Here is a 19,735-nt window from a genome sequence, read left to right as displayed (position 1 = left end):
GGCGTTACCCTTTCTTCCCGGTCTTCGGCAGCGTATCGGCGACCAGCGCATTGGCATGGCCGTGGCCCAGCCCATGCGCTTCCTTCAGCCAACCCACGATCTGCATATGCGTCTTGCCGGTCTGTTCTTCGATCAGCGCCTTCCAATGCGCGATGGGCTGCCCGTATTTCGCCTCGATCGAGGGGAAATAGCTGGCCGGTCCCTTTACCTTGCCGCCGTTGTCATCGCTCATTCTGCGGCCTCCCTGTGGGTCGCGAAATCGTCGGGGAAATGGGTGACGGCGGACATGACCGGGAACGGGGTGAAGCCGCCAAGCGCGCAAAGCGAGCCGTCCTTCATCGTCTCGCAAAGATCGGTCAGCAGGTCGATTGCCCCCGGCGCACCTTCCGCGATGCGGTCGATGGTCTCGACGCCCCTGACCGCGCCGATCCGGCATGGCGTGCATTTGCCGCAGCTTTCGACGGCGCAGAATTCCATCGCGAAGCGGGCCATTTGCAGCATGTCCACGCTATCGTCAAAGACGACCAGCCCAGCATGGCCGATCAGCCCGCCATTCTGGTCCATCTCTTCATAGCCCAGCGGCGCATCGAACCGCGACACCGGCATATAGGCCCCCAAAGGCCCGCCCACCTGCACCGCCTTGACCGGACGGCCCGTCGCCGTGCCGCCACCGATATCATTGACGACCTCGCCAAGGCTGACGCCGAACGCGGTCTCGAACAGCCCGCCACGCTTGACATTGCCCGCGATCTGCAAGGTCACGGTGCCGCGCGACCGGCCAAGGCCGAAATCGGCGTAATGTTTCGCGCCCTTTTCAAAGATCACCGGGACAGTGGCCAGCGAGATGACATTGTTCACAATGGTCGGACGGCCCAGAAAACCCTCTAACGCGGGCAGCGGCGGTTTCGCCCGCACGGTGCCGCGCTTGCCCTCAAGGCTGTTCAGCAGGCTGGTTTCCTCGCCACAGACATAGGCTCCGGCCCCGGTCCTGACCTCCATATCGAAAGCCTGGCCCGAGCCAAGCACATCATGGCCCAGCATCCCGCGCTGACGGGCGATCTTCACCGCTTGGGTCAGAATGGCAATCGCATCGGGATATTCCGAGCGCAGATAGACATAGCCGCGCGTGGCGCCAACACCCAGACCGGCAATCGTCATACCCTCGATCAGGGTAAAGGGATCGCCCTCGATGATCATCCGGTCGGCAAAGGTGCCGCTGTCGCCCTCATCTGCATTGCAGACGATGTATTTCTGCGGTGCTGCCGCATCCATCACCGTCTTCCATTTGATGCCCGTCGGGAAACCCGCACCGCCGCGACCGCGAAGACCGCTGTCCAGCACCTCTTGCACGATGCCCGCGCGGTCCATGCTGATGGCGCGGCGCAAACCGGCCAGACCGCCATGAGCCGCGTATTCATCCAGATCCAGCGGATCGATCAGCCCGCAGCGGGCGAAGGTCAGCCGGGTCTGTCGCGCGAACCACGGAATCTCGTCGACCGGGCCAAGACTTGCCATCTTGCCGTCCAGCAGCGCCGGCACATCCTCGACCGAGACCGGGCCATAGCCGATCCGCCCTTCCGGCGTGGCGATTTCCACCAGCGGCTCCAGCCAGACCATGCCACGGCTGCCATTGCGCACGATCTGCACGTCAAGGCCACGCGCCGCAGCCTCGCGGCGGATCGCGTCGGCCACATCATCGGCGCCCAAAGCCTTGGCGGCGCTGTCCAAAGGAACATAGATTTTCATGCGCCCGCCTCATCCAGCAAACGCTGCATCCGCGCCTGATCGACCCGGCCCACGACGCGGCCATCGATCATCGCGGCGGGCGCGCAGGCGCACATGCCCAGACAATAGACCGGCTCGACCGTCACCGCGCCATTCGAGGTGGTGTCATGCCAGCCGATGCCCAGCTTTTTCAGTGTGGATTCCGCCAACGCATTCGCGCCCATCGACTGACAGGCCTCGGCCCGGCAGATCTTCAGCACATGCCGCCCGGTCGGGTGATCACGGAAATCGTGGTAGAAGCTGATGACGCCATGCACCTCGGCCCGGCCAAGGTTCAGCACATCGGCCAGCACCGGCACCGCAGCTTCGGGCACGAAGCCATAAATGCGCTGCAATTCGTGCAGCATCGGCAGAAGTGGCCCTTCGAGCGAGGTCATGGGCGCGACAATGGCCCGGATCTCGTCCTCGGCAGGGGCTGGCGCATTTGCATGCATGGCTGGCCTTTCGACGTTTCTATGAACGACGAGACCTTAATAACGATACGAAATCAATATCGTTGTTTCGTCAATCGATAGGAATTACCTATCGTTAACCATCCGACGCGACAGGCCGAGCAGCGCTTCAAGGACCGGCGTATGCGGTTCACGCCATGGCGCGACCAGACCGACGGCATGGCCGGTGCCCTCGGTTCGGATCGGAACAAGGCTCAGCGGCTTGGCGGCGGTCAGAAAATGGGCCACGTCTTCGGACAGGATGGTGATCCAGCCGCCCTCCATCACCTGCGCGATCAGCACGACGGTCGAGTTCGATTCCATCATGATCTGCGGCGAAGCGCCTGCATTTGAAAGGTTTCTGTTGATGATCCGGCGGTTCTGCATGTCCGAAGTCAGCAGGCACAACCGCTGCCCGGCCAGATCGGACCAATCGACGCTGTCCCGGCCCGCGAAGGGCGAAGACGCCTCGCAGACCATCATATAGCGTTCTTCGTAAAGCGGAACGGTGCTGACCTTGCCCAACGGCTCGTTATCCAGATACGAGATACCGGCATCGATTTCGAGATCGTCGATCATTTGCAGGATCTCGATCGAGGTGCGTGACAGGATCGTGAAGGCGACATTCGGGTGAATGCGGCCAAATTCGGTCGAAAGCCGGGCGGCCCATGTCAGCGCGGTGGGAATCACCGCAATCCGCAGACGCCCGGTCAGGCCGTGCCGCGTCGCCCGCATTTCCTCGCGCAACTGCCGACTGTCGCCAACGATCCGTCGCGCCCAGATCAGCGCGGTCTGCCCTTCCGGCGTCAACCCGCCAAAGCGCGAGCCGCGAAAGATCAGCAGGACACCAAGCTGATCCTCAAGCTGCTTGATCCCGGCGGAAAGCGTCGGCTGGGTAATGCCAAGACTGGTGGCGGCGCGACCGAAATGCTTTTCCTTGGCGACGGCAAGGAACATTTCCAGCTTGTCGATCACGCGATACCCTCCTGCCCCGGCTTGCGACGACAACACCTGCATCGCTGCGGATCGTCAACACCAGATCGGCAGAGCGAAGGGCAGTGTCCGACCGCGGGTGGGCACTGCAACGGTCGCTCTGGACACTTTATGGCGCCATCCCGTCGAACATTTCTGCAGCGCGCGACATCACCGAAGTGCCCGCCCTCCCGGGCGGTCGGGCACTGCCCGGCGTCGCCCAAGGGCGACTTGATTCCGGGCGGGCGCCTCACGTTCACCCGCGTAGGGTGCGTGCTCTGCACGCACCGAAGGCCCCCCTACCGCACGGCAGGTTCGGCGTCGGTTTCCTCGAACTTGTCCTTGCGGCCCAAAAGCCGCCGCATCAGCACATAGAACAGCGGCGCGAACAGGATGCCAAAGGCCGTCGCGGCCAAAGTCCCGCCCAGCACCGTCGCGCCGATGGCGTTGCGGCCATTGGCGCCCGCGCCCGAGGACAGGACCAGCGGCGTCACGCCCAGCGAGAAGGCGATCGAGGTCATGATGATCGGGCGGAAACGCTGCCGCGCGGCCTCGACCACCGCCTTGAACAGCGGCACGCCCGCGACCGATTGCTCTCGGGCGAATTCGACGATCAGAATGGCGTTCTTGCCGGTCAGACCGATCACCGTCAGCAGGCCCACCTGGAAGAAGACGCCATTGTCGAACTTGCCAAGGAAGGCCCCCAGCAACGCGCCCAAAATCCCGATGGGCATGACCAGAATGACCGCCAGCGGGATCGACCAGCTTTCATAAAGCGCCGCAAGACACAGGAACACCGCCGCCAGCGACAGCGCATAAAGCAGCGTCGTCTGATCGCCCGAGGCCTGCTCTTCCAGCGACAGCCCGGTCCATGCGATGGCGAAGCCCGGTGGCAATTCGCCGGCGATCCGCTCCATCTCGGCCATGCCGTCGCCAGAGCTGACGCCGGGCAAAGGACTGCCCTGAATCTGCATCGCCGGGATGCCGTTATAACGTGTCAGACCCTGCGGCCCGAAGGTCCATTCGCCTTCCGAGAAATTCGAGAACGGCACCAGACCACCGCTGGCATTCCTGACCCGCCATTTGTCGAAATCGCTGGGCGCGGCACGCGAATCCGCCTCGCCCTGCACATAGACCTTCTTGATCCGGCCCCGGTCGATGAAGTCGTTCACGTAAAGCCCGGTCCACGCGATCTGCAGCAGGTTCGACACATCGGTCGCGGTGACGCCCATCGCCCCCGCCTGCCGCCAATCGACGTTCAGCCGGTATTGCGCCGCATCCTCCAGCCCCGATGGCATGATCTGCGCGATCAGACCGCTGTCCTGACCCATGCCCAGCATCATGTTGCGCGCTTCCAGCAACTGCTCATGCGTCTGTCCGGCCCGCGCCTGCAGGTAGAAGTCGAAGCCCGAGACGTTGCCAAGCTCGATCACTGCGGGCGGCACGATGGGGAACACCATCGCATCGCGGATACCGCTGAGCGCGGGGAAGGCGCGGCCCGCAATGGCCTGCACCGATTGTTCGGGATTGGGACGGTCTTTCCAGTCCTTCAGCCGCACGAAGGCCATGCCGACGTTCTGCCCCTGCCCTGCGAAGCTGAACCCCGCCACGCCAAAGACCGAGTCGACCGAATCCTTTTCCTCGTTCAAGAAATAACTCTCGATCTGGTCGATGACGGCATTGGTCCGCTCGGTCGTGGCGCCGGTCGGGCCTTGCACCAGCACGAACATGATCCCCTGATCCTCATCGGGCAGGAAACCCTCGGGCGTATTGGTGAACAGCCAGACGACCGCCGCCCCCATGCCCGCATAGACCAACAGCGACCGCAGCGGACGCCGCACGATCCAGCCGACAGTGCCGGTATAACCATTGCTAAGCCGGTCGAAATTGCGGTTGAACAGGCCGAAGAAGCCCTTCTTGCTGCCATGCTGCTTAGCCTTCAGCATCGACGCGCAAAGCGCCGGGGTCAGCGTCAGCGCAACCACCACCGACAGGCCCATGGCCGAGACGATGGTGATGGCGAATTGCTGATAGATCACCCCGGTCGAGCCGCCGAAGAAGGCCATCGGCACGAACACCGCCGACAGGACCAGCGCGATACCGATCAGCGCGCCGGTGATCTGGCCCATGGATTTTCGGGTGGCCTCTCGCGGCTCCAGCCCCTCATCCTCCATGATCCGTTCGACGTTCTCGACGACGACGATGGCGTCATCGACCAGCAGACCGATGGCCAGCACCATGGCAAGCATGGTCAGCGTGTTAATGGTAAAGCCGAACATCGCCATGATCCCGAACGTGCCCAGCAGAACGATCGGCACCGCCAGCGTCGGGATCAGCGTCGCCCGCCAGTTCTGCAGGAACACATACATGACGATGAAGACCAGAATGATCGCCTCGACCAGGGTCTTCACCACCTCTTCAATCGAGATCTCGACGAAGGGCGAGGTATCGAAGGGGATCACATATTCGACGCCTTCGGGGAAGAACTGGGCGAATTCGTCCATCCGCTCTTTCACCCGCTCGGCCGTGTCCAGCGCGTTGGCTCCGGGCGACAGGCTCAGCGCCATCCCGGTCGCAGGACGCCCGTTATAGGTGCCGTCGGCGGCATAGCTTTCCGCCCCGATCTCGATCCGCGCCACATCGCGTAGCAGGACCAGCCCGCCATCTTCCTGCGCCCGCAGCACGACCTGCCGGAAATCCTCGGGCGTCGAAAGAAGCGATTGCGCCGTCACAGTGGCGTTCAACTGCTGCCCCGGCATCGCCGGTTGCGCGCCAAATGCGCCCGCCGAAATCTGGGTGTTCTGGGCCGAAACCGCCGCGACCACATCGGAGGGCGCAAGCTCGTAAGCGGCCAGCTTTGACGGGTCCAGCCAGATCCGCATCGCATATTGCGCGCCAAAGACCTGAACCGAGCCGATCCCCTCGATCCGGCTGAGGTCATCGACAAGGTTGGTGACCATATAATCGCTGAGGTCGGTCTGGTCGTATTCATCGGTCCCGATCAGACCGATGACCATCAGAAAGCCCGATGTGGCCTTTTCGACCTGCAATCCCTGCCGCTGCACGGGTTCGGGCAACAGCGCGGTCGCCTGCGACAGCTTGTTCTGGACCTGCACCTGCGCGATGTCGGGGTCGGTTCCGGTCTCAAAGGTCAGGGTCGTCGTCGCCGTCCCTGCCGAGGTGGAACTGGACGACATATAGCGCAGACCGTCCAGCCCGGTCATCTGCTGCTCGATCACCTGCGTCACGGTATTCGACACCGTATCGGCGGAAGCACCCGGATAGGTCGCGCGGATCGTGACCGAGGGCGGCGCGATCTGCGGATACTGGGCAACCGGCAACGTCATGATCGACAGGATGCCGATCCCCATGATCAGGATCGAGATCACCCAGGCAAAGACGGGTCTGTCGATGAAGAAGCGTGCCATGATCGGTCTCGTTCTGGTCGCGTGAGCGGATCGCGGGATGCGACGTTACGGGGATCAGTTACCGGAACCGGCCTGATCGTCGGATTGCTGTTCAGAAGCGCCATCGCCCTCTGCCGGGGCTTCGGCTTCTGCCGGAGCTTCGTCTTCGGCGGGGGCGGCATCAGGCGCGGCGGCATCTGCGGGCGCTTCACCTTCAGCAGGCGCCTCACCTTCGGCGGGCGCGGCATCGGCGGCGGTGGCTTCCTCGGGCGTCACGGGCATGCCCGCGCCGATCCGTTGCAGACCTTGCACGATGATCCGGTCACCATCGGCCAGCCCGTCGCGGACGATCCAGGTATTGCCCTGATCCTGCACGACATCCAGAAGCCGCTCTTCCACGATATTCTCGGCATTGACCACATAGGCGACGGGACGGCCACGGCGGTCGCGGGTCACGCCTTCCTGCGGCGCAAGGACCACGCCCTTCAACTGCCCCTGCGGAATATCGGCCAGCACATACATGCCGGGCAGCAGCACGCCTTCGGGATTGGCGAACTCCATCCGCAGGGTGACAACGCCGGTCGTTTCGTCCACATGCGGCTCGGCCCCGGTCAGAGTGCCGGTATGTTCAAAGGTGCTACCATCGGCCAGACGCAGGGTGACGGTGCGGTCAACGCCCTCGGGCAAGGCGGCATCGGGGCCCTGACGCTGCCAGCGGATGATCTCTGCCGCCGACTGGGTCACGTCCACACGCACCGGATCGATGCTGCGGATCACCGCCAGCGGATCGGGTTGCCCGGTCTGGACCAGCGCACCGGCGCTGGCCTGCGCCAGACCGATCACGCCGTCGATGGGCGCGGTCACCGTGGTCCGGTCAAGATCGATCTGCGCCGCCTGAACCTGCGCCTCGGCTGCCTTCACCGCAGCCACCGCGGCATCGCGGGCGGCAACGGCGGCATCCTGCGTCTGTTCGCTGGCGACGCGCCGGTCGCGAAGCGTCTCGACCCGCTCTGCCTCGCGGCGGGCGGCATCGGCCTGCGCCACTGCCTGCGCCAGCGCGGCTTCGGCCTGCGCCATCGCCGCTTCGTAGCTGCGGGCATCAATCCGATACAGCGGATCGCCCGCCGCAACGGCGCTGCCTTCGTCAAACAGTCGCTCGGTGATCAGACCGCTGACCTGCGGCCTCAGCTCGGCCTCGGCAGAAGCGACCACCCGCCCCGGCAGGGACGAGGTCAGCGTCGCGTCTTCAGCCTTCAGCGTGACCACGGTCACCTGCGGCGGAGGCGCCTCGCCACCTTCTTGCGCCATAACCTGCTGGGCAGGCAGCGACGCCGAAACCATACCGGCAAGAACAAGGATTCGTGTCAGCGTCGTCATGCTGTTCGCCCGTGAGGAGTGATAAAATCGATTGCTGCCGCATTCCGTGAGAAAACGGAGCATTGCTCGGCGCACGCTATCGTTAACGGGATGCGAGGACAACACCCTGTGAAACGAAAAACGAACTTGCGGAAAAAGTGCTATTTCACATGGCAGTAGCGATGCCGGATGGGCCGAAAAAACCGTCAATGGCATCACAGAACTGTTGCGGCAGGCCGCGTCTTGGGCCAGAGAAACGGAATATCCGCGGGCTTTGGCCTGCCTGTTGTTTTCCGCTTCATCCGGTTCCCCGATGCGCTTTTCCTATGACGGCCAGACAATCGACGTGAACATGCCCGACCAAGCGGCGCTGCTGACCGAGGTGTCGCGCCGCTTTGCCGCCCGGCAGGGCTTTGCGCTGGCGACGATCAATCTTGATCATCTGTTGAAGCTGCGCAGCGATCCGGCCTTTCGCAACGCCTATGCGCGGCAGGATCTGGTGGTGGCCGATGGTAACCCGATCGTCTGGCTGTCGCGGCTGGCGCGAAAGCCGGTGACGCTGGTGCCGGGCTCGGATCTGGTGATCCCGCTGGCGCGGCTGGCGGCGACGGGCGATGTGTCGGTCGCACTGGTTGGAACGACAGCGGCGGCGCTGGATGCGGCGGCGGCTCATCTGCAATCCGTGGCCCCCGGCATCCGCATCGCGGCCCGGATCGCGCCGCCGATGGGCTTTGACCCCGACAGCGATGCCGCACGCGATCTGCTGCATCAGGTCAGGGATAGCGGCGCGGGCCTGTGCTTTCTGGCCCTTGGCGCCCCGAAACAGGAGCGGCTGGCAGCGCGCGGTTTGATCGAGGCACCGGCGACCGGCTTTGCCTCGGTCGGTGCTGGCCTTGATTTTCTGGCGGGCAACCAGACCCGCGCGCCGGAATGGGTGCGCCGGATCGCGATGGAATGGGCCTGGCGGATGCTGTCGGCACCGGGGCGGCTGGTGCCGCGCTATGCCCGATGCTTCGCGATCCTGCCGGGCGAGATGCTGGCCGCGATCAGACAGCGGTCCTGAAACGCCGCGATACCATATCCCGAAACGGAAACAGCGGCACCCAAGGGCACCGCTGTCTCTTGACATAACACTGTCACTCTTAAACTTCGACTAAACTCAGCAACCCGTGCGGCGCATCACGACCGAGACGGTCGCAACCAGAATGCCCAGATCACGGCTGAAGCTGACATCACGCTCGTAACGGTCGTCATACCAGGCGCGGGCCGCGAAAGAGGTGCGGTTGCGACCGGCGACCTGCCAGAAGCCGGTAATGCCCGGACGGACCCTGTAATAGCCGTTGCCGGCATAAAGGGCCTGCTGTTCGGGAAGCATCGGGCGCGGGCCGACAAGGCTCATCTCGCCCCGCACCACATTCCAAAGCTGCGGCAGCTCGTCCAGCGAGCAGGCGCGAAGCACCTTGCCCACAACGGTCACCCGCGGATCGCTGCGCAGTTTCTGGGTCAGTTCCCATTCGCGGCGAATATCGGGATCGCTGTCCAGATAGTCCTGCAGCCGCTTGTCCGCGTCCACAACCATCGAGCGCAGCTTCCACATCCGGTAGCTGCGACCGCCCATGCCGATACGGTGTTGCGTGAAAAAGGGATTGCCGCCATCGCGCAGCATCACCAGCAGCGCGAGGACGAGGATCAGCGGCACGACAACAGGGCTGGCCAGAAGCACCAGCGCGACCTCGAAAGGCCGCTTGAACAGGCTGCGATACAGCCAGGGCCGCGTATTCGTCGGAGAAACAACGGGAGTCGCCTGAACCAAGGCAACGGATCGGGATTCAACAGCCATAATGCCTACACTCTTAACAAAACACACTACACCGCCGAGCCAGGGGGTTGGTTCTAACCCTGTTGTTCAAGCTCGAGACAAGTCACCTGACCGGAAATTACACTCCATCAAGGCCGACGGCGAAGTTCTTGGACTTCACCATCGTTCTTACCACTTCCGGCGTTCCCTCAGATACTGAAAATTTTAGTAAATTTGCGAATCTCCGCCTGTTCTGGCCAAAAAGACAGGCCGCCCACAATCGGTGCGTGGCATGCTTTTCGGCGCTAACAACCCACAGTGGTATCCCGGTTTTGGCTGGCTGCGGAATGGTCGCAATGGCCGCGAAACAATCTGTCTCGATTCGATATTCGGACGCGGAATCGGGTCAAGATGGCAGTGCTAACCGCTTACTTTACGCAAACGTCAGACATCTTTGCTCTCTGGATCAGGAAAATTGAAATGGGCGGTTTCCGGCCTGCGGGATCGCCCGTCAAGCGGTCAAAGCCGCGACAAAGCTGCAGGGGTCGCCATGGTTCAACCGGATGGCGAAACGCGCGCTGGATTGCGCCTTGTCCGGTGCACCTTGAAGAACCGATGCCGCAGAACGTGATCTGCGGCATCGGTCGAAGCGTCTGTCAGCCCAGCCGGTAATTCGGGCTTTCGCGGGTGATCTGGACATCGTGGACATGGCTTTCCTTCAGCCCTGCCCCGGTAATGCGGACGAATTGGCAGTTCTGGCGCATTTCCTCGACCGTGGCGCAGCCGGTATAGCCCATTGCCGCGCGCAGCCCGCCCACAAGCTGATGCAGCACCGTGCCTGCGGTGCCTTTATAGGGCACCTGCCCCTCGATCCCTTCGGGCACCAACTTGTCGGTCGCCGCATCCTTCTGGAAGTAGCGGTCGGCCGAGCCGCGCGCCATGGCGCCAAGGCTGCCCATGCCGCGATAGGATTTGAAGCTGCGGCCCTGATACAAGATCACCTCGCCGGGGCTTTCATCGGTGCCAGCAATCGCGCTGCCGACCATGGCGCAGCTTGCGCCCGCCGCAATCGCCTTGGCGAAATCGCCCGAGAACTTGATGCCGCCATCGGCAATCACCGGCGTATCGCCCGCAGTCGAGACCGCATCCATGATCGCCGTCAGTTGCGGCACGCCGACGCCCGCGACGATCCGGGTGGTGCAGATCGAGCCCGGCCCGATGCCGACCTTGACCGCATCCGCGCCCGCCTCGATCAGCGCCCGTGTGGCTTCTGCCGTGGCGACGTTGCCCGCGACCACCTGCACCTCGTTCGAGAAGGTCTTCACCCGCTCGACCGCCTTGGCGACGCCTGCCGAATGGCCATGCGCGGTGTCAATGACGACCATGTCCACGCCTGCCTCGATCAGCGCCCTGCTGCGCTCGAAACCCTCATCGCCGACGGTCGAGGCTGCGGCCACGCGCAGGCGGCCCAGATCGTCCTTGCAGGCCAGCGGGTTCAGCACCGATTGCTCGGTATCCTTCAGCGTCAGCAGCCCGGTCAGCTTGCCCTGCCCGTCGGTGACCAGCAGCTTTTCGATCCGGCGCTCCTTCATCAGGTCAATCGCCTTGTCGCGGTCGGCAGGCTCGGTCAGCATCGCAAGGTTGTCCGAGGTCATCACCGCGCGGACCGGCGTGCGGTCATCGCTGGCAAAGCGCATGTCGCGATTGGTGACGATGCCGACGACCCGGCCCGCCTCGTCCACGACCGGGAAGCCGGTGACGTTGTAGCGCGCCTGCAGCGCCTTGGCATCGCCCACCGTCTCATCGGCGCGCAAGGTGATCGGGTTATAGACGATCCCGCTTTCGAAGCGCTTGACGCGGCGCACCTCGTCGGCCTGCTGCTCGATGGTCAGGTTGCGGTGAATGACCCCCATGCCGCCCGCCTGCGCCATGGCAATCGCCATGCGGCTTTCGGTCACGGTATCCATGGCCGAGGACAAAAGCGGGATGTTCATGCGGATCGCGCGGGTCACGCGGGTCGTCACATCAGCGGTCGATGGCATCACCGTCGAAGCGGCGGGAACCAGAAGAACGTCATCGAAGGTAAGAGCCTCACGAATCTGCATGGCGGGTATCCTTGCGGCAATTTCGTTTGGCAGTTTCCCCTTTCACGCAAATCCGGAATTGTCCAGACCGTGCCGTTCGGAGCCATGACGAATCTGCATGGCACAGGCTGCAATCAGGGGATGAGCCCGAAAAAGCCGCTACATCCCGCGATCACGTTGCTTCAATGTCACGTTACAGCAACGTCAACTTGTCGAAACGCTGCGTCATCGGGTCGGGTGAATTGATTCGCGATTTCGGCGCGGTATCCTGCGCAAAGAGGATCAGAGGATCCCCGAGGGAGGAAATAATGAAAACACTTTTGAAAGGCAGCGCGGTCCTGCTGCTGAGCGCCTCGCCCCTGCTTGCAGGTGGCATCGAACGCGCACCCCAGTCTCTGGGCGTTCTCTTCGAAGAAGGCAATTATGCCGAGCTGAGCTTTGGCGGTGCGGATCCGACCGTTGAAGGCAGGGATATCGGCTCCGAGGCAATTGGCGGTCCCTACAATACCGGAGACGTCGCGCAGGGCTATGGCTTCGTCGGACTGGCCTATAAGCATCAGTTCAATGCGAACCTGTCTGGCGCTTTCATCGTAGAGCAGCCGTTCGGCGCGGACATCCGGTATCGCAGCCAACCTTTCCCGCCGACGCCCGGCACAGAAGCTTCACCGATGCTGGGCGGAACCAGCGCGAAAGTGGATTCGACCACCTTCACCGCTCTGGCTCGCTACAAGTTCGAAAACAACTTCTCGCTTCACGGCGGTTTGCGCGCCTCGCGAGCGAGTGGCGATGTGACGCTGGACGGTTGCGCCTACAGTAACCCGGAAACGCCCTGCATCGGCGGCGTCAGGGGCTACGAAGTGAATATGGATACTGACTGGGGCGTCGGTTACGTCGTCGGCGCGGCCTACGAGATCCCGGACATCGCGGCGCGGGTCTCGCTGACCTATAACTCGTCCATCAAACACGAATTCGACACGAAAGAGTCGATCAGTGGTAATCCGATCGGACCTGAAAGCACGACAGAGGTGAAAACGCCTCAGTCGCTGACACTGGAAGGCCAGACCGGGATTGCGCCCGACACGCTTCTGTTCGGATCCATCCGTTGGGTGAAATGGTCGGAATTCAAAGTCGATCCCGAAATGTTCACCGGCATCACCCGCGGCGGCTTGGTCGATCTGGAAAACACCACCACTTATACGATCGGCGTCGGTCGTAAGTTCACCGACAACTGGTCCGGCTCGGTCTCGTTCGTTTATGAACCGACGGGCGATGATCTGGTGTCGCCGCTGGCGCCGACCAATGGCCGCAAAGGCATCACGGTCGCGGCGATCTATACGATGGACAACATCAAGATCACCACGGGCATCAACTATTCCAAGCTGGGCGATGCTCGCCCGGAAACCGGCGCAGCAAATGATCCGCGCGCCCGGATGGAAGACAGCGACCTGTGGGGCATCGGCGTCCGCGTCGGTTACAGCTTCTGATATAGCCGAATCCAATGTTGAACCCCGCCCTCACTTTGGGCGGGGTTTTTCGTTGCGGGACCGAAAAAGGGGCGCTGCCCCGTCGCGCAGGCGCGACTCCCCGGGATATTTATGGACCAATGCAGGGCGCCGGATTGAGGCCTTTTCTAATTCAATCCGGGCCATTACCTATGCGGCAACAGCAAGGGGCACCCGATGATCTATGGCAGCGGCAGGGAATGGGCAGAGGCTCTGAACAAGCGCATCGTGCTGTTCGGCATGTCCGGTCTGGGCAAGACCCATCTGTCGAACATGCTGCGGGGCGCCGGCGACTGGTTTCATTACTCGGTCGATTACCGCATCGGCACCCGCTATATGGGCGAATTCATCGCCGATAACTTCAAGCGCGAGGCGATGAAGGTGCCGTTTCTGCGCGATCTGTTGATGTCGGACAGCGTCTATATTCAAAGCAATATCACCTTCGACAATCTCTCGCCGCTGTCCACCTATCTGGGCAAGCCCGGCTCGCTCAGCCGGGGTGGTCTGGCCTTTGACGAATACTGTCTGCGTCAGGACCAGCACCGTCAGGCCGAGATCGCCGCGCTGCTGGACACGCGGCTGTTCATGGATCGCGGCATCGGCATCTATGGCATTCCGCATTTCGTCTGCGATTCCGGCGGCTCGATCTGCGAGGTGGTGGAGCCCGAAAATCCCGACGATCCGGTTCTGGCTGCGCTGGAACGCGATCTGTTGATGATCTGGATCAAGGGCTCTGACGCGCATACCGCCGAACTGGTGCGCCGCTTTGACCGCGCGCCGAAGCCGATGTGCTATCAGGCCGCGTTTCTGGAAAAGGCGTGGATCGCCTACCGGGTCGAGAAGGGTCTGGAAGAGGATGAGGTCAATCCTGACGATTTCATCCGCTGGACCTATGCCCGCGCCCTCGCCCACCGGCAACCGCGCTACGAGGCGATGGCCCGGCGCGGTGTGACCATCACCGCCGAGGAAGTGGCCGAGGTGAAGACGCCCGACGATTTTACCGACCTGATCGCCCGTGCGATCGACCGCAAGGAAGACTGACATGCCCATTACCCTGAACGAGAACCTTCCCGCCTACCGCATCCTGTCGGATGAGGGCGTGATGGTCATGTCTCCGGGACGGGCAGCGATGCAGGATATTCGACCGCTGCGGATCGGGCTTCTGAACCTGATGCCGAAGAAGATCCAGACCGAGAACCAGTTCGCCCGGCTGATCGGCGCCACGCCGTTGCAGATCGATTTCCAACTGATCCGCATGTCGGATCATGAAAGCCGCAACACCGCCGCCGACCATATGGAAAGCTTCTACCGCCCCTTCCGCGAGGTCGAGGCGACCGGCGAGAAGTTCGACGGTCTGGTCATCACCGGCGCCCCCATCGAGCATCTGCCGTTCGAGGACGTGACCTATTGGGACGAGTTGCGCCGGGTCTTCGACTGGACCCAGACCCATGTGCATTCAACCTTCGGCGTCTGCTGGGGCGGGATGGCGATGGCGTGGCATTTCCATGGCCTGCCGAAGCACATCCTTGACGCCAAGGCCTTCGGCTGCTTCCGCCACCACAATCTTGCGCCTGCGGTGCCCTATCTGCGCGGCTTCTCGGACGATGTGCTGGTGCCGGTCAGCCGCTGGACCGAGGTGCGGCAACAGGATGTGGATCAACGCCCCGAGCTGCGCACGCTGCTGGCAAGCGACGAGGTCGGTCCCTGTCTGGTCGAGGATCAGGGGCATCGCGCGCTCTATATCTTCAACCATCTGGAATATGACAGCACGACGCTGAAGGACGAATATGACCGCGATTTCGCCAGCGGCAAGCCGGTCAATGTGCCGCTGAACTATTACCCGGATGACGATCCGTCGCGGACGCCCTCGAACCGCTGGCGCAGCCATGCGCATCTGCTTTACGGCAACTGGATCAATGAGCTGTATCAGACGACGTGGTATGACATGAGCAAGATCGGCAGCTAGTCAGGCGCTGCCAGCCACGGGGCCGCGTCAGGGCTTCACCACATCGGTGTGATCGACAATGCCGATGACATTGGCGACCGGCAGCATTCCGGGCCCGCCCATATCCGGCAGGATCCGGCTGTCCATCGCATTGTCGCGGTGATCGCCAAGAACGAAAATATGGCCTGGCGGCACGCTCTGCCGGGCCATATGGTCCGTTATGCTGTCCGGCACAGCATCCAGCACCGCATAGCTTGCCCCGCCCGGCAGCGTCTCGCGGAACCTTGGCACCTCACAATCCCCCGTCTGACCTTCAGGGCAGACAACAGCCCCCGTCATGGCCAATGGCGACAGCGGCTCGCGCGTGGCGGTCTTGCCATCGATGATCGGCACGCCGTCGCGGATTTCGATGCTTTGCCCCTCGGTCGCGATCAGGCGCATGACATGGTCAAAGCCGCTGCCCGGATGGCGATAGGCCACGATCTGCCCCGGTTTGATCGCATCCGTGCCCAGCTTCACCGTGAGGCAATCGCCCGGACGCAGACCGGGCGCCATGGATTCGCTGCTTTGCGCATAGGATTTATGGGTGCCAAGCAGGCAGAGCGGGCAAAAGCACAGGCCTTGCGCCGTCGCCGGAACCGCCCCTGTGGCAAGGAAAATCAGCGCCGTGATCACCCGCATCTCTGCCTCCTTGTCGGCACGCCGCTTTCACCGCAATATTCTGCAAAACCGCCAGAAGGAGCGCAAGCGTGGGCAAAACATCCGTGAAGCTGCCGGAACTGCCGTTGGTGGGCGCGATCAGCAAGGCGCTGAAGGACGCGCCGAAGGACATCCGCAAGGCCATCGAAAAGGGGGATGAGGACGAAATCCTTGATCCCGATTATCCCTACCGGAGCGAGATGTCGAAAAAGGAATACGAACCGCAGATGGAGCAGTTGCAGCTTCAACTGGTGCGGATGATGCATGACGTGGTGCAGACCGGCAAACGCGTGGCGGTTCTGTTCGAGGGGCGCGACGCCGCAGGCAAGGGCGGCACCATCGAGCGTATGCGCGAGAACCTGAACCCGCGTTCCGCCTATATCGTCGCCCTGCCGAAACCGACCGAGCGTGAGGCGGGCGAGTGGTATTTTCAGCGTTACGTGGACTGGCTTCCCGCCGCCGGGGAAATCGCGCTTTTCGACCGCAGTTGGTATAATCGCGGCGTTGTCGAACGGGTCTTCGGCTTCTCGACCGAGGCGCAGCGCGCCGCCTTTTTCCGGCAATTGCCGAGTTTTGAACAGATGCTGGTCGATGACGGTTTTACACTTGTGAAGCTGTGGCTGAATGTGGGCCGGGCCGAGCAGTTGCGCCGCTTTCTTCAGCGCGAAGATGATCCGCTGAAACAGTGGAAGCTGTCCTCGATCGATGTGGACGGGCTGGCGAAATGGGATGACTACACGGCGGCGATCCGCGACACGCTGCAGCAATCTCATTCCCCGGTCGCGCCATGGACGGTGATCCAGTCCGACGACAAGCGCCGCGCGCGGATCGCGGCGATCCAGACGGTGCTGAACGCGGTGGATTATGCGGGCAAGGATCCGAAGGCCATCGGCATCTGCGATCCCGCCATTACCGGCGGTCCGGAGAGCCTGCGCACATGATCCGGGCGGCGCTGATCTGGCTGATGCTGGCTTTGCCGGTCGCCGCACAGGAGCTGCCCGATTGGCAGCATACCAGCATCAACGATTTCGCCGGGGTGCTGACGGCTGACGATACGAGGGTGCTGGATCAGGCGCTGATCAAGCTGTTCGAGGAAACCGATATCGAGGGCACCGTCGTCACCCTGCCCGACCGCACGCGTTATGGCGGCAGCGACGGGCTGGAAGCCTTTGCCACGCGGCTTTTCAACCACTGGGGCGTCGGCGATGCGGAACGCAATGACGGCTTCATGGTGCTGGTTCTGGTGAAAGACCGGGAAGCGCGGATCGAGCTTGGCGCGGGCTATCCGCGCGAGGCCGATATTCTGGCGCAGGATGTGATGCGCAATGTGATGCTGCCCGAATTCCGCGAAGGCCGCATGTCCGAGGGTATTCGCAAGGGCACACTGGCGGTGATCGAAAGCATCGCTCGCCCGGTCGCAGCGGGTGACGAACTGCGTGAACCGAAAGGCAAAGGCATCCCGCTGGTGCCCGGCCTGATCGGCTTTGGCATGGCAGGTTTCATTCTTTTCCAGATCATTCGGAAACAGATACGCGGCATCGGCAAGATACCGTCGAAATGTCCGAAATGTGGTGGGACGGGGCTGATCGAAGACCAAGATCCGGCCACTCCTGAAAGGCCCGCGCAGGCGAATGAGACAACGTTCTGGATCCGCTGCCCGAATTGCGACTGGAAACAGAACCGCCCCCGCTCTGGTCGCGGACGTGGTTTCGGCCGGTCCGGTATTTCGGTCGGCGGCCGCAGCGGCGGATTTGGCGGGGGCAGATCATCGGGGGGCGGTGCCTCGGGGCGTTGGTGACAGGGGGACAGCAGATGGATCTGGCAACGGGACGGGCAATTATCACCGGCGGAGCCTCGGGTCTGGGCGAGGCGACGGCGCAGCATTTTCGGGATCGCGGGGCGCAGGTGTTCCTGCTGGATCTGGCTGAAAGCGGGGCCGAGGTCGCGGCAGGGATCGGTGCGGGCTTTGCGCGGACCGATGTGACCGATGAGGCCAGCGTGACCCACGCCATCGCGACGGCGGTGGCGGCGATGGGCGGCATCGACATCTGCGTGAATTGCGCAGGTATCGCCACCGGCGAAAAGACCGTGGGCCGCGACGGGCCGCATGGGCTTGCCAGCTTTCGCAAGACGGTCGAGATCAACCTGATCGGCACCTTTAACGTGTTACGGCTGGCGGCGACCCAGATGGCCGGGAACAGGCGGACGGAGAACGGGGTGATCGTCAACACCGCCTCGATTGCGGCCTTTGACGGGCAGAAGGGTCAGGCCGCCTATGCGGCGTCGAAAGCCGCGATTGCCGGGATGACCCTGCCCATCGCCCGCGATCTGGCCGGGAGCGGCATCCGCATCTGCGCCATCGCGCCGGGCATCTTCAGCACGCCGATGCTGCGTGGATTGCCGCAAGAGGTGCAGGACGGGCTGGCATCCGAGATCACCTACCCGAAGCGTCTGGGCGATCCGCTGGAATATGCCCGCACCGCCGCCTTCATCGTCGAGAACGACTATCTGAACGGCGAGGTCATCCGGCTGGACGGCGCATTGCGCATGCGTTGAGCAGGCCGGGCGGGCAGTTGGAGCGGCCACGGCGACAGGCTCTTGCGTGGTGGCAAGACGGCGGCTAGCGTCGTTGTCAAAGCCGCTGACAGGAAGGTTTCTACATGCGCTTGCTGACGACTACCGCCCTTGCAACTGCCATCGCCCTGCCAGCCATGGCGGCGGATGGTGAATTGACCGTTTTCGACTGGGCCGGGTTCGAGGAACCCTCGATCTTTCAGGCCTATGTGGATCAGCACGGCGACAGCCCGACCTATGCCTTCTACGGCGATGATGACGAGGCGTTCCAGAAGCTCGCCTCGGGGTTCAAGGCCGATGTGGCCCATCCCTGCAGCCAGATGGTCAGCAAATACCGCGATGCCGGGCTGATCGAGCCTTGGGACACCTCGAAGATCCCGAATTTCGATAAGCTGGCCCCGGAATTTCTGGCCTCGGACGTGTTCAAGGATGACGAGGGTGTCTGGTATATCCCGACCGACTGGGGCGCCGTCGGCATCGCCTATAACACCGAGACGGTCACCGCCGAGGACGTGGCCAGCCTGCAGGTTTTCGTGAACCCGGATTTCGCGGGCCGCACCTCGCTGCCGGACAGTGCCGACGATGTCTGGGCGCTGGCCTATCTGGCGACCGGCACCACCGACTGGGATGATGTGACCGACGAGGAATTCGACAAGGCCGCCGCCTGGCTGCGCGAGGCGCATCAGAACGTCGCCGCCTATTGGGCCGATCCGTCCGAACAGGCGCAACTGATGGCGTCGGGCGCGGTGGATGTGGCGTGGTCGTGGAATGACGGTGTCGTCTATCTGCAGGCCGACGATTATCCGGTCGGCTTCCAGCGCGAGGCGACCGAGGGCTCTTCGACCTTCTTCTGCGGCTTCGTCAATCTGAAGGACGGGCCGGGCAACGAAGACAAGGCCTATGATTTCATCAATGCCTGGCTGGAGCCTTCGGCGGGCAAGGCGCTGCTGGACACGATCGGCTACGGCCATACCTCGACCGAGGCGATGGCGACCATCGCGGACGAGCCTGCCGTGGCCGAAGGGCTGAGCGATATCGACGTGCCGATCCTGGCGCAGACCCCCAACGATCCGGCACAGCGCGAGAAGCAACTGGCCGAGTTCGAGAAGATCAAGGCCGGGTTCTGATACGATTGCGGGCGGCGGGGTTTTCCCTGCCGCCTTTGCCCTCCGGGGCGGCGTT

Annotated in this window: 17 protein-coding genes; 8 read left to right on the top strand and 9 right to left on the bottom strand. The window is 62.9% G+C overall.

The features are described from left to right. Positions 1-4: 4 nt before the first annotated feature. From JJJ17_RS17980 to JJJ17_RS17955, 6 genes are all read right to left on the bottom strand, one after another. Complete coding sequence (locus tag JJJ17_RS17980) at positions 5-232, bottom strand: DUF4287 domain-containing protein (protein WP_200688962.1); 228 nt, start codon at positions 230-232, stop codon at positions 5-7. After that, positions 229-1,746, bottom strand: coding sequence for a formate dehydrogenase beta subunit (locus JJJ17_RS17975; RefSeq protein ID WP_200688960.1), 1,518 nt, complete (start codon positions 1,744-1,746; stop codon positions 229-231). Before JJJ17_RS17975 ends, JJJ17_RS17980 begins: the two co-directional genes overlap by 4 nt. Then, entirely contained in the window at positions 1,743-2,219 is a 477-nt protein-coding gene (locus JJJ17_RS17970; RefSeq protein WP_200688958.1) for a formate dehydrogenase subunit gamma, read from the bottom strand. Before JJJ17_RS17970 ends, JJJ17_RS17975 begins: the two co-directional genes overlap by 4 nt. 84 nt (positions 2,220-2,303) lie before the next feature. Continuing rightward, the gene (locus tag JJJ17_RS17965; RefSeq protein ID WP_200689064.1) at positions 2,304-3,191 is read right to left on the bottom strand and encodes a LysR family transcriptional regulator; all 888 of its coding nucleotides are present in this window, start codon (positions 3,189-3,191) and stop codon (positions 2,304-2,306) included. Between the two features lie 296 nt (positions 3,192-3,487). Continuing rightward, positions 3,488-6,616 (bottom strand): efflux RND transporter permease subunit, encoded by a 3,129-nt coding sequence (locus JJJ17_RS17960; RefSeq protein ID WP_200688956.1) that lies wholly within the window; start codon positions 6,614-6,616, stop codon positions 3,488-3,490. A gap of 54 nt (positions 6,617-6,670) precedes the next feature. Continuing rightward, positions 6,671-7,972: an efflux RND transporter periplasmic adaptor subunit gene (locus tag JJJ17_RS17955; protein ID WP_200688954.1), complete on the bottom strand. Its 1,302-nt coding sequence runs from the start codon at positions 7,970-7,972 to the stop codon at positions 6,671-6,673. 292 nt (positions 7,973-8,264) lie between these two features. On the opposite strand from JJJ17_RS17955, the gene JJJ17_RS17950 reads away from it, so the two are divergent. Next, on the top strand, positions 8,265-9,014 hold the full coding sequence (locus JJJ17_RS17950) for a WecB/TagA/CpsF family glycosyltransferase (RefSeq protein ID WP_200688952.1): 750 nt from the start codon (positions 8,265-8,267) through the stop codon (positions 9,012-9,014). A 96-nt stretch (positions 9,015-9,110) separates the two neighbouring features. Here JJJ17_RS17950 and JJJ17_RS17945 read toward each other — a convergent pair whose 3' ends face one another. Both JJJ17_RS17945 and guaB read right to left on the bottom strand, forming a co-directional pair. Continuing rightward, the gene (locus tag JJJ17_RS17945; RefSeq protein WP_200688950.1) at positions 9,111-9,791 is read right to left on the bottom strand and encodes a sugar transferase; all 681 of its coding nucleotides are present in this window, start codon (positions 9,789-9,791) and stop codon (positions 9,111-9,113) included. A gap of 614 nt (positions 9,792-10,405) precedes the next feature. Then, complete coding sequence (gene guaB, locus JJJ17_RS17940) at positions 10,406-11,854, bottom strand: IMP dehydrogenase (RefSeq protein WP_200688948.1); 1,449 nt, start codon at positions 11,852-11,854, stop codon at positions 10,406-10,408. A 287-nt stretch (positions 11,855-12,141) separates the two neighbouring features. Between guaB and JJJ17_RS17935 the strand changes: the two genes are divergently transcribed. From JJJ17_RS17935 to JJJ17_RS17925, 3 genes are all read left to right on the top strand, one after another. Next, on the top strand, positions 12,142-13,317 hold the full coding sequence (locus JJJ17_RS17935) for an OmpP1/FadL family transporter (protein ID WP_200688945.1): 1,176 nt from the start codon (positions 12,142-12,144) through the stop codon (positions 13,315-13,317). A 195-nt stretch (positions 13,318-13,512) separates the two neighbouring features. Then, the gene (locus tag JJJ17_RS17930) at positions 13,513-14,376 is read left to right on the top strand and encodes an ATPase (RefSeq protein WP_200688940.1); all 864 of its coding nucleotides are present in this window, start codon (positions 13,513-13,515) and stop codon (positions 14,374-14,376) included. A 1-nt stretch (position 14,377) separates the two neighbouring features. After that, positions 14,378-15,301: a homoserine O-succinyltransferase gene (locus JJJ17_RS17925; protein ID WP_200688939.1), complete on the top strand. Its 924-nt coding sequence runs from the start codon at positions 14,378-14,380 to the stop codon at positions 15,299-15,301. A gap of 27 nt (positions 15,302-15,328) precedes the next feature. Here JJJ17_RS17925 and lepB read toward each other — a convergent pair whose 3' ends face one another. Beyond that, positions 15,329-15,961, bottom strand: a complete 633-nt coding sequence (lepB, locus tag JJJ17_RS17920; RefSeq protein ID WP_200688938.1) for a signal peptidase I — start codon at positions 15,959-15,961, stop codon at positions 15,329-15,331. 68 nt (positions 15,962-16,029) lie between these two features. Between lepB and ppk2 the strand changes: the two genes are divergently transcribed. The 4 genes from ppk2 to JJJ17_RS17900 all read left to right on the top strand — a co-directional run bounded on the left by ppk2 (position 16,030) and on the right by JJJ17_RS17900 (position 19,680). Next, a complete protein-coding gene (gene ppk2 / locus JJJ17_RS17915; RefSeq protein ID WP_325168835.1) occupies positions 16,030-16,920 on the top strand; it encodes a polyphosphate kinase 2 in 891 nt (296 codons plus the stop codon). Continuing rightward, positions 16,917-17,777 carry a TPM domain-containing protein gene (locus JJJ17_RS17910; RefSeq protein ID WP_200688937.1) on the top strand — a complete coding sequence of 287 codons (861 nt, stop codon included), beginning with the start codon at positions 16,917-16,919 and terminating at the stop codon, positions 17,775-17,777. The genes ppk2 and JJJ17_RS17910 overlap by 4 nt, the downstream gene beginning before the upstream one ends. A gap of 14 nt (positions 17,778-17,791) precedes the next feature. Beyond that, the gene (locus tag JJJ17_RS17905; protein WP_200688936.1) at positions 17,792-18,535 is read left to right on the top strand and encodes an SDR family oxidoreductase; all 744 of its coding nucleotides are present in this window, start codon (positions 17,792-17,794) and stop codon (positions 18,533-18,535) included. Positions 18,536-18,639: 104 nt separating this feature from the next. Next, the gene (locus JJJ17_RS17900) at positions 18,640-19,680 is read left to right on the top strand and encodes an ABC transporter substrate-binding protein (protein WP_200688935.1); all 1,041 of its coding nucleotides are present in this window, start codon (positions 18,640-18,642) and stop codon (positions 19,678-19,680) included. Positions 19,681-19,735: the final 55 nt, after the last annotated feature.

This window comes from Paracoccus caeni, assembly GCF_016629665.1.
Lineage (GTDB): Bacteria > Pseudomonadota > Alphaproteobacteria > Rhodobacterales > Rhodobacteraceae > Paracoccus > Paracoccus caeni.
This window is presented reverse-complemented; position numbering and strand designations above follow the sequence as displayed.

What these genes read in the sequence shown, in the direction of transcription:
- JJJ17_RS17980 (WP_200688962.1), bottom strand. Translation starts at nt 232, where the DNA reads ATGAGCGATGACAACGGCGGCAAGGTAAAGGGACCGGCCAGCTATTTC.
- JJJ17_RS17975 (WP_200688960.1), bottom strand. Translation starts at nt 1,746, where the DNA reads ATGAAAATCTATGTTCCTTTGGACAGCGCCGCCAAGGCTTTGGGCGCC.
- JJJ17_RS17970 (WP_200688958.1), bottom strand. Translation starts at nt 2,219, where the DNA reads ATGCATGCAAATGCGCCAGCCCCTGCCGAGGACGAGATCCGGGCCATT.
- JJJ17_RS17960 (WP_200688956.1), bottom strand. Translation starts at nt 6,616, where the DNA reads ATGGCACGCTTCTTCATCGACAGACCCGTCTTTGCCTGGGTGATCTCG.
- JJJ17_RS17955 (WP_200688954.1), bottom strand. Translation starts at nt 7,972, where the DNA reads ATGACGACGCTGACACGAATCCTTGTTCTTGCCGGTATGGTTTCGGCG.
- JJJ17_RS17950 (WP_200688952.1), top strand. Translation starts at nt 8,265, where the DNA reads ATGCGCTTTTCCTATGACGGCCAGACAATCGACGTGAACATGCCCGAC.
- JJJ17_RS17945 (WP_200688950.1), bottom strand. Translation starts at nt 9,791, where the DNA reads ATGGCTGTTGAATCCCGATCCGTTGCCTTGGTTCAGGCGACTCCCGTT.
- guaB (WP_200688948.1), bottom strand. Translation starts at nt 11,854, where the DNA reads ATGCAGATTCGTGAGGCTCTTACCTTCGATGACGTTCTTCTGGTTCCC.
- JJJ17_RS17935 (WP_200688945.1), top strand. Translation starts at nt 12,142, where the DNA reads ATGAAAACACTTTTGAAAGGCAGCGCGGTCCTGCTGCTGAGCGCCTCG.
- JJJ17_RS17930 (WP_200688940.1), top strand. Translation starts at nt 13,513, where the DNA reads ATGATCTATGGCAGCGGCAGGGAATGGGCAGAGGCTCTGAACAAGCGC.
- JJJ17_RS17925 (WP_200688939.1), top strand. Translation starts at nt 14,378, where the DNA reads ATGCCCATTACCCTGAACGAGAACCTTCCCGCCTACCGCATCCTGTCG.
- lepB (WP_200688938.1), bottom strand. Translation starts at nt 15,961, where the DNA reads ATGCGGGTGATCACGGCGCTGATTTTCCTTGCCACAGGGGCGGTTCCG.
- JJJ17_RS17910 (WP_200688937.1), top strand. Translation starts at nt 16,917, where the DNA reads ATGATCCGGGCGGCGCTGATCTGGCTGATGCTGGCTTTGCCGGTCGCC.
- JJJ17_RS17905 (WP_200688936.1), top strand. Translation starts at nt 17,792, where the DNA reads ATGGATCTGGCAACGGGACGGGCAATTATCACCGGCGGAGCCTCGGGT.
- JJJ17_RS17900 (WP_200688935.1), top strand. Translation starts at nt 18,640, where the DNA reads ATGCGCTTGCTGACGACTACCGCCCTTGCAACTGCCATCGCCCTGCCA.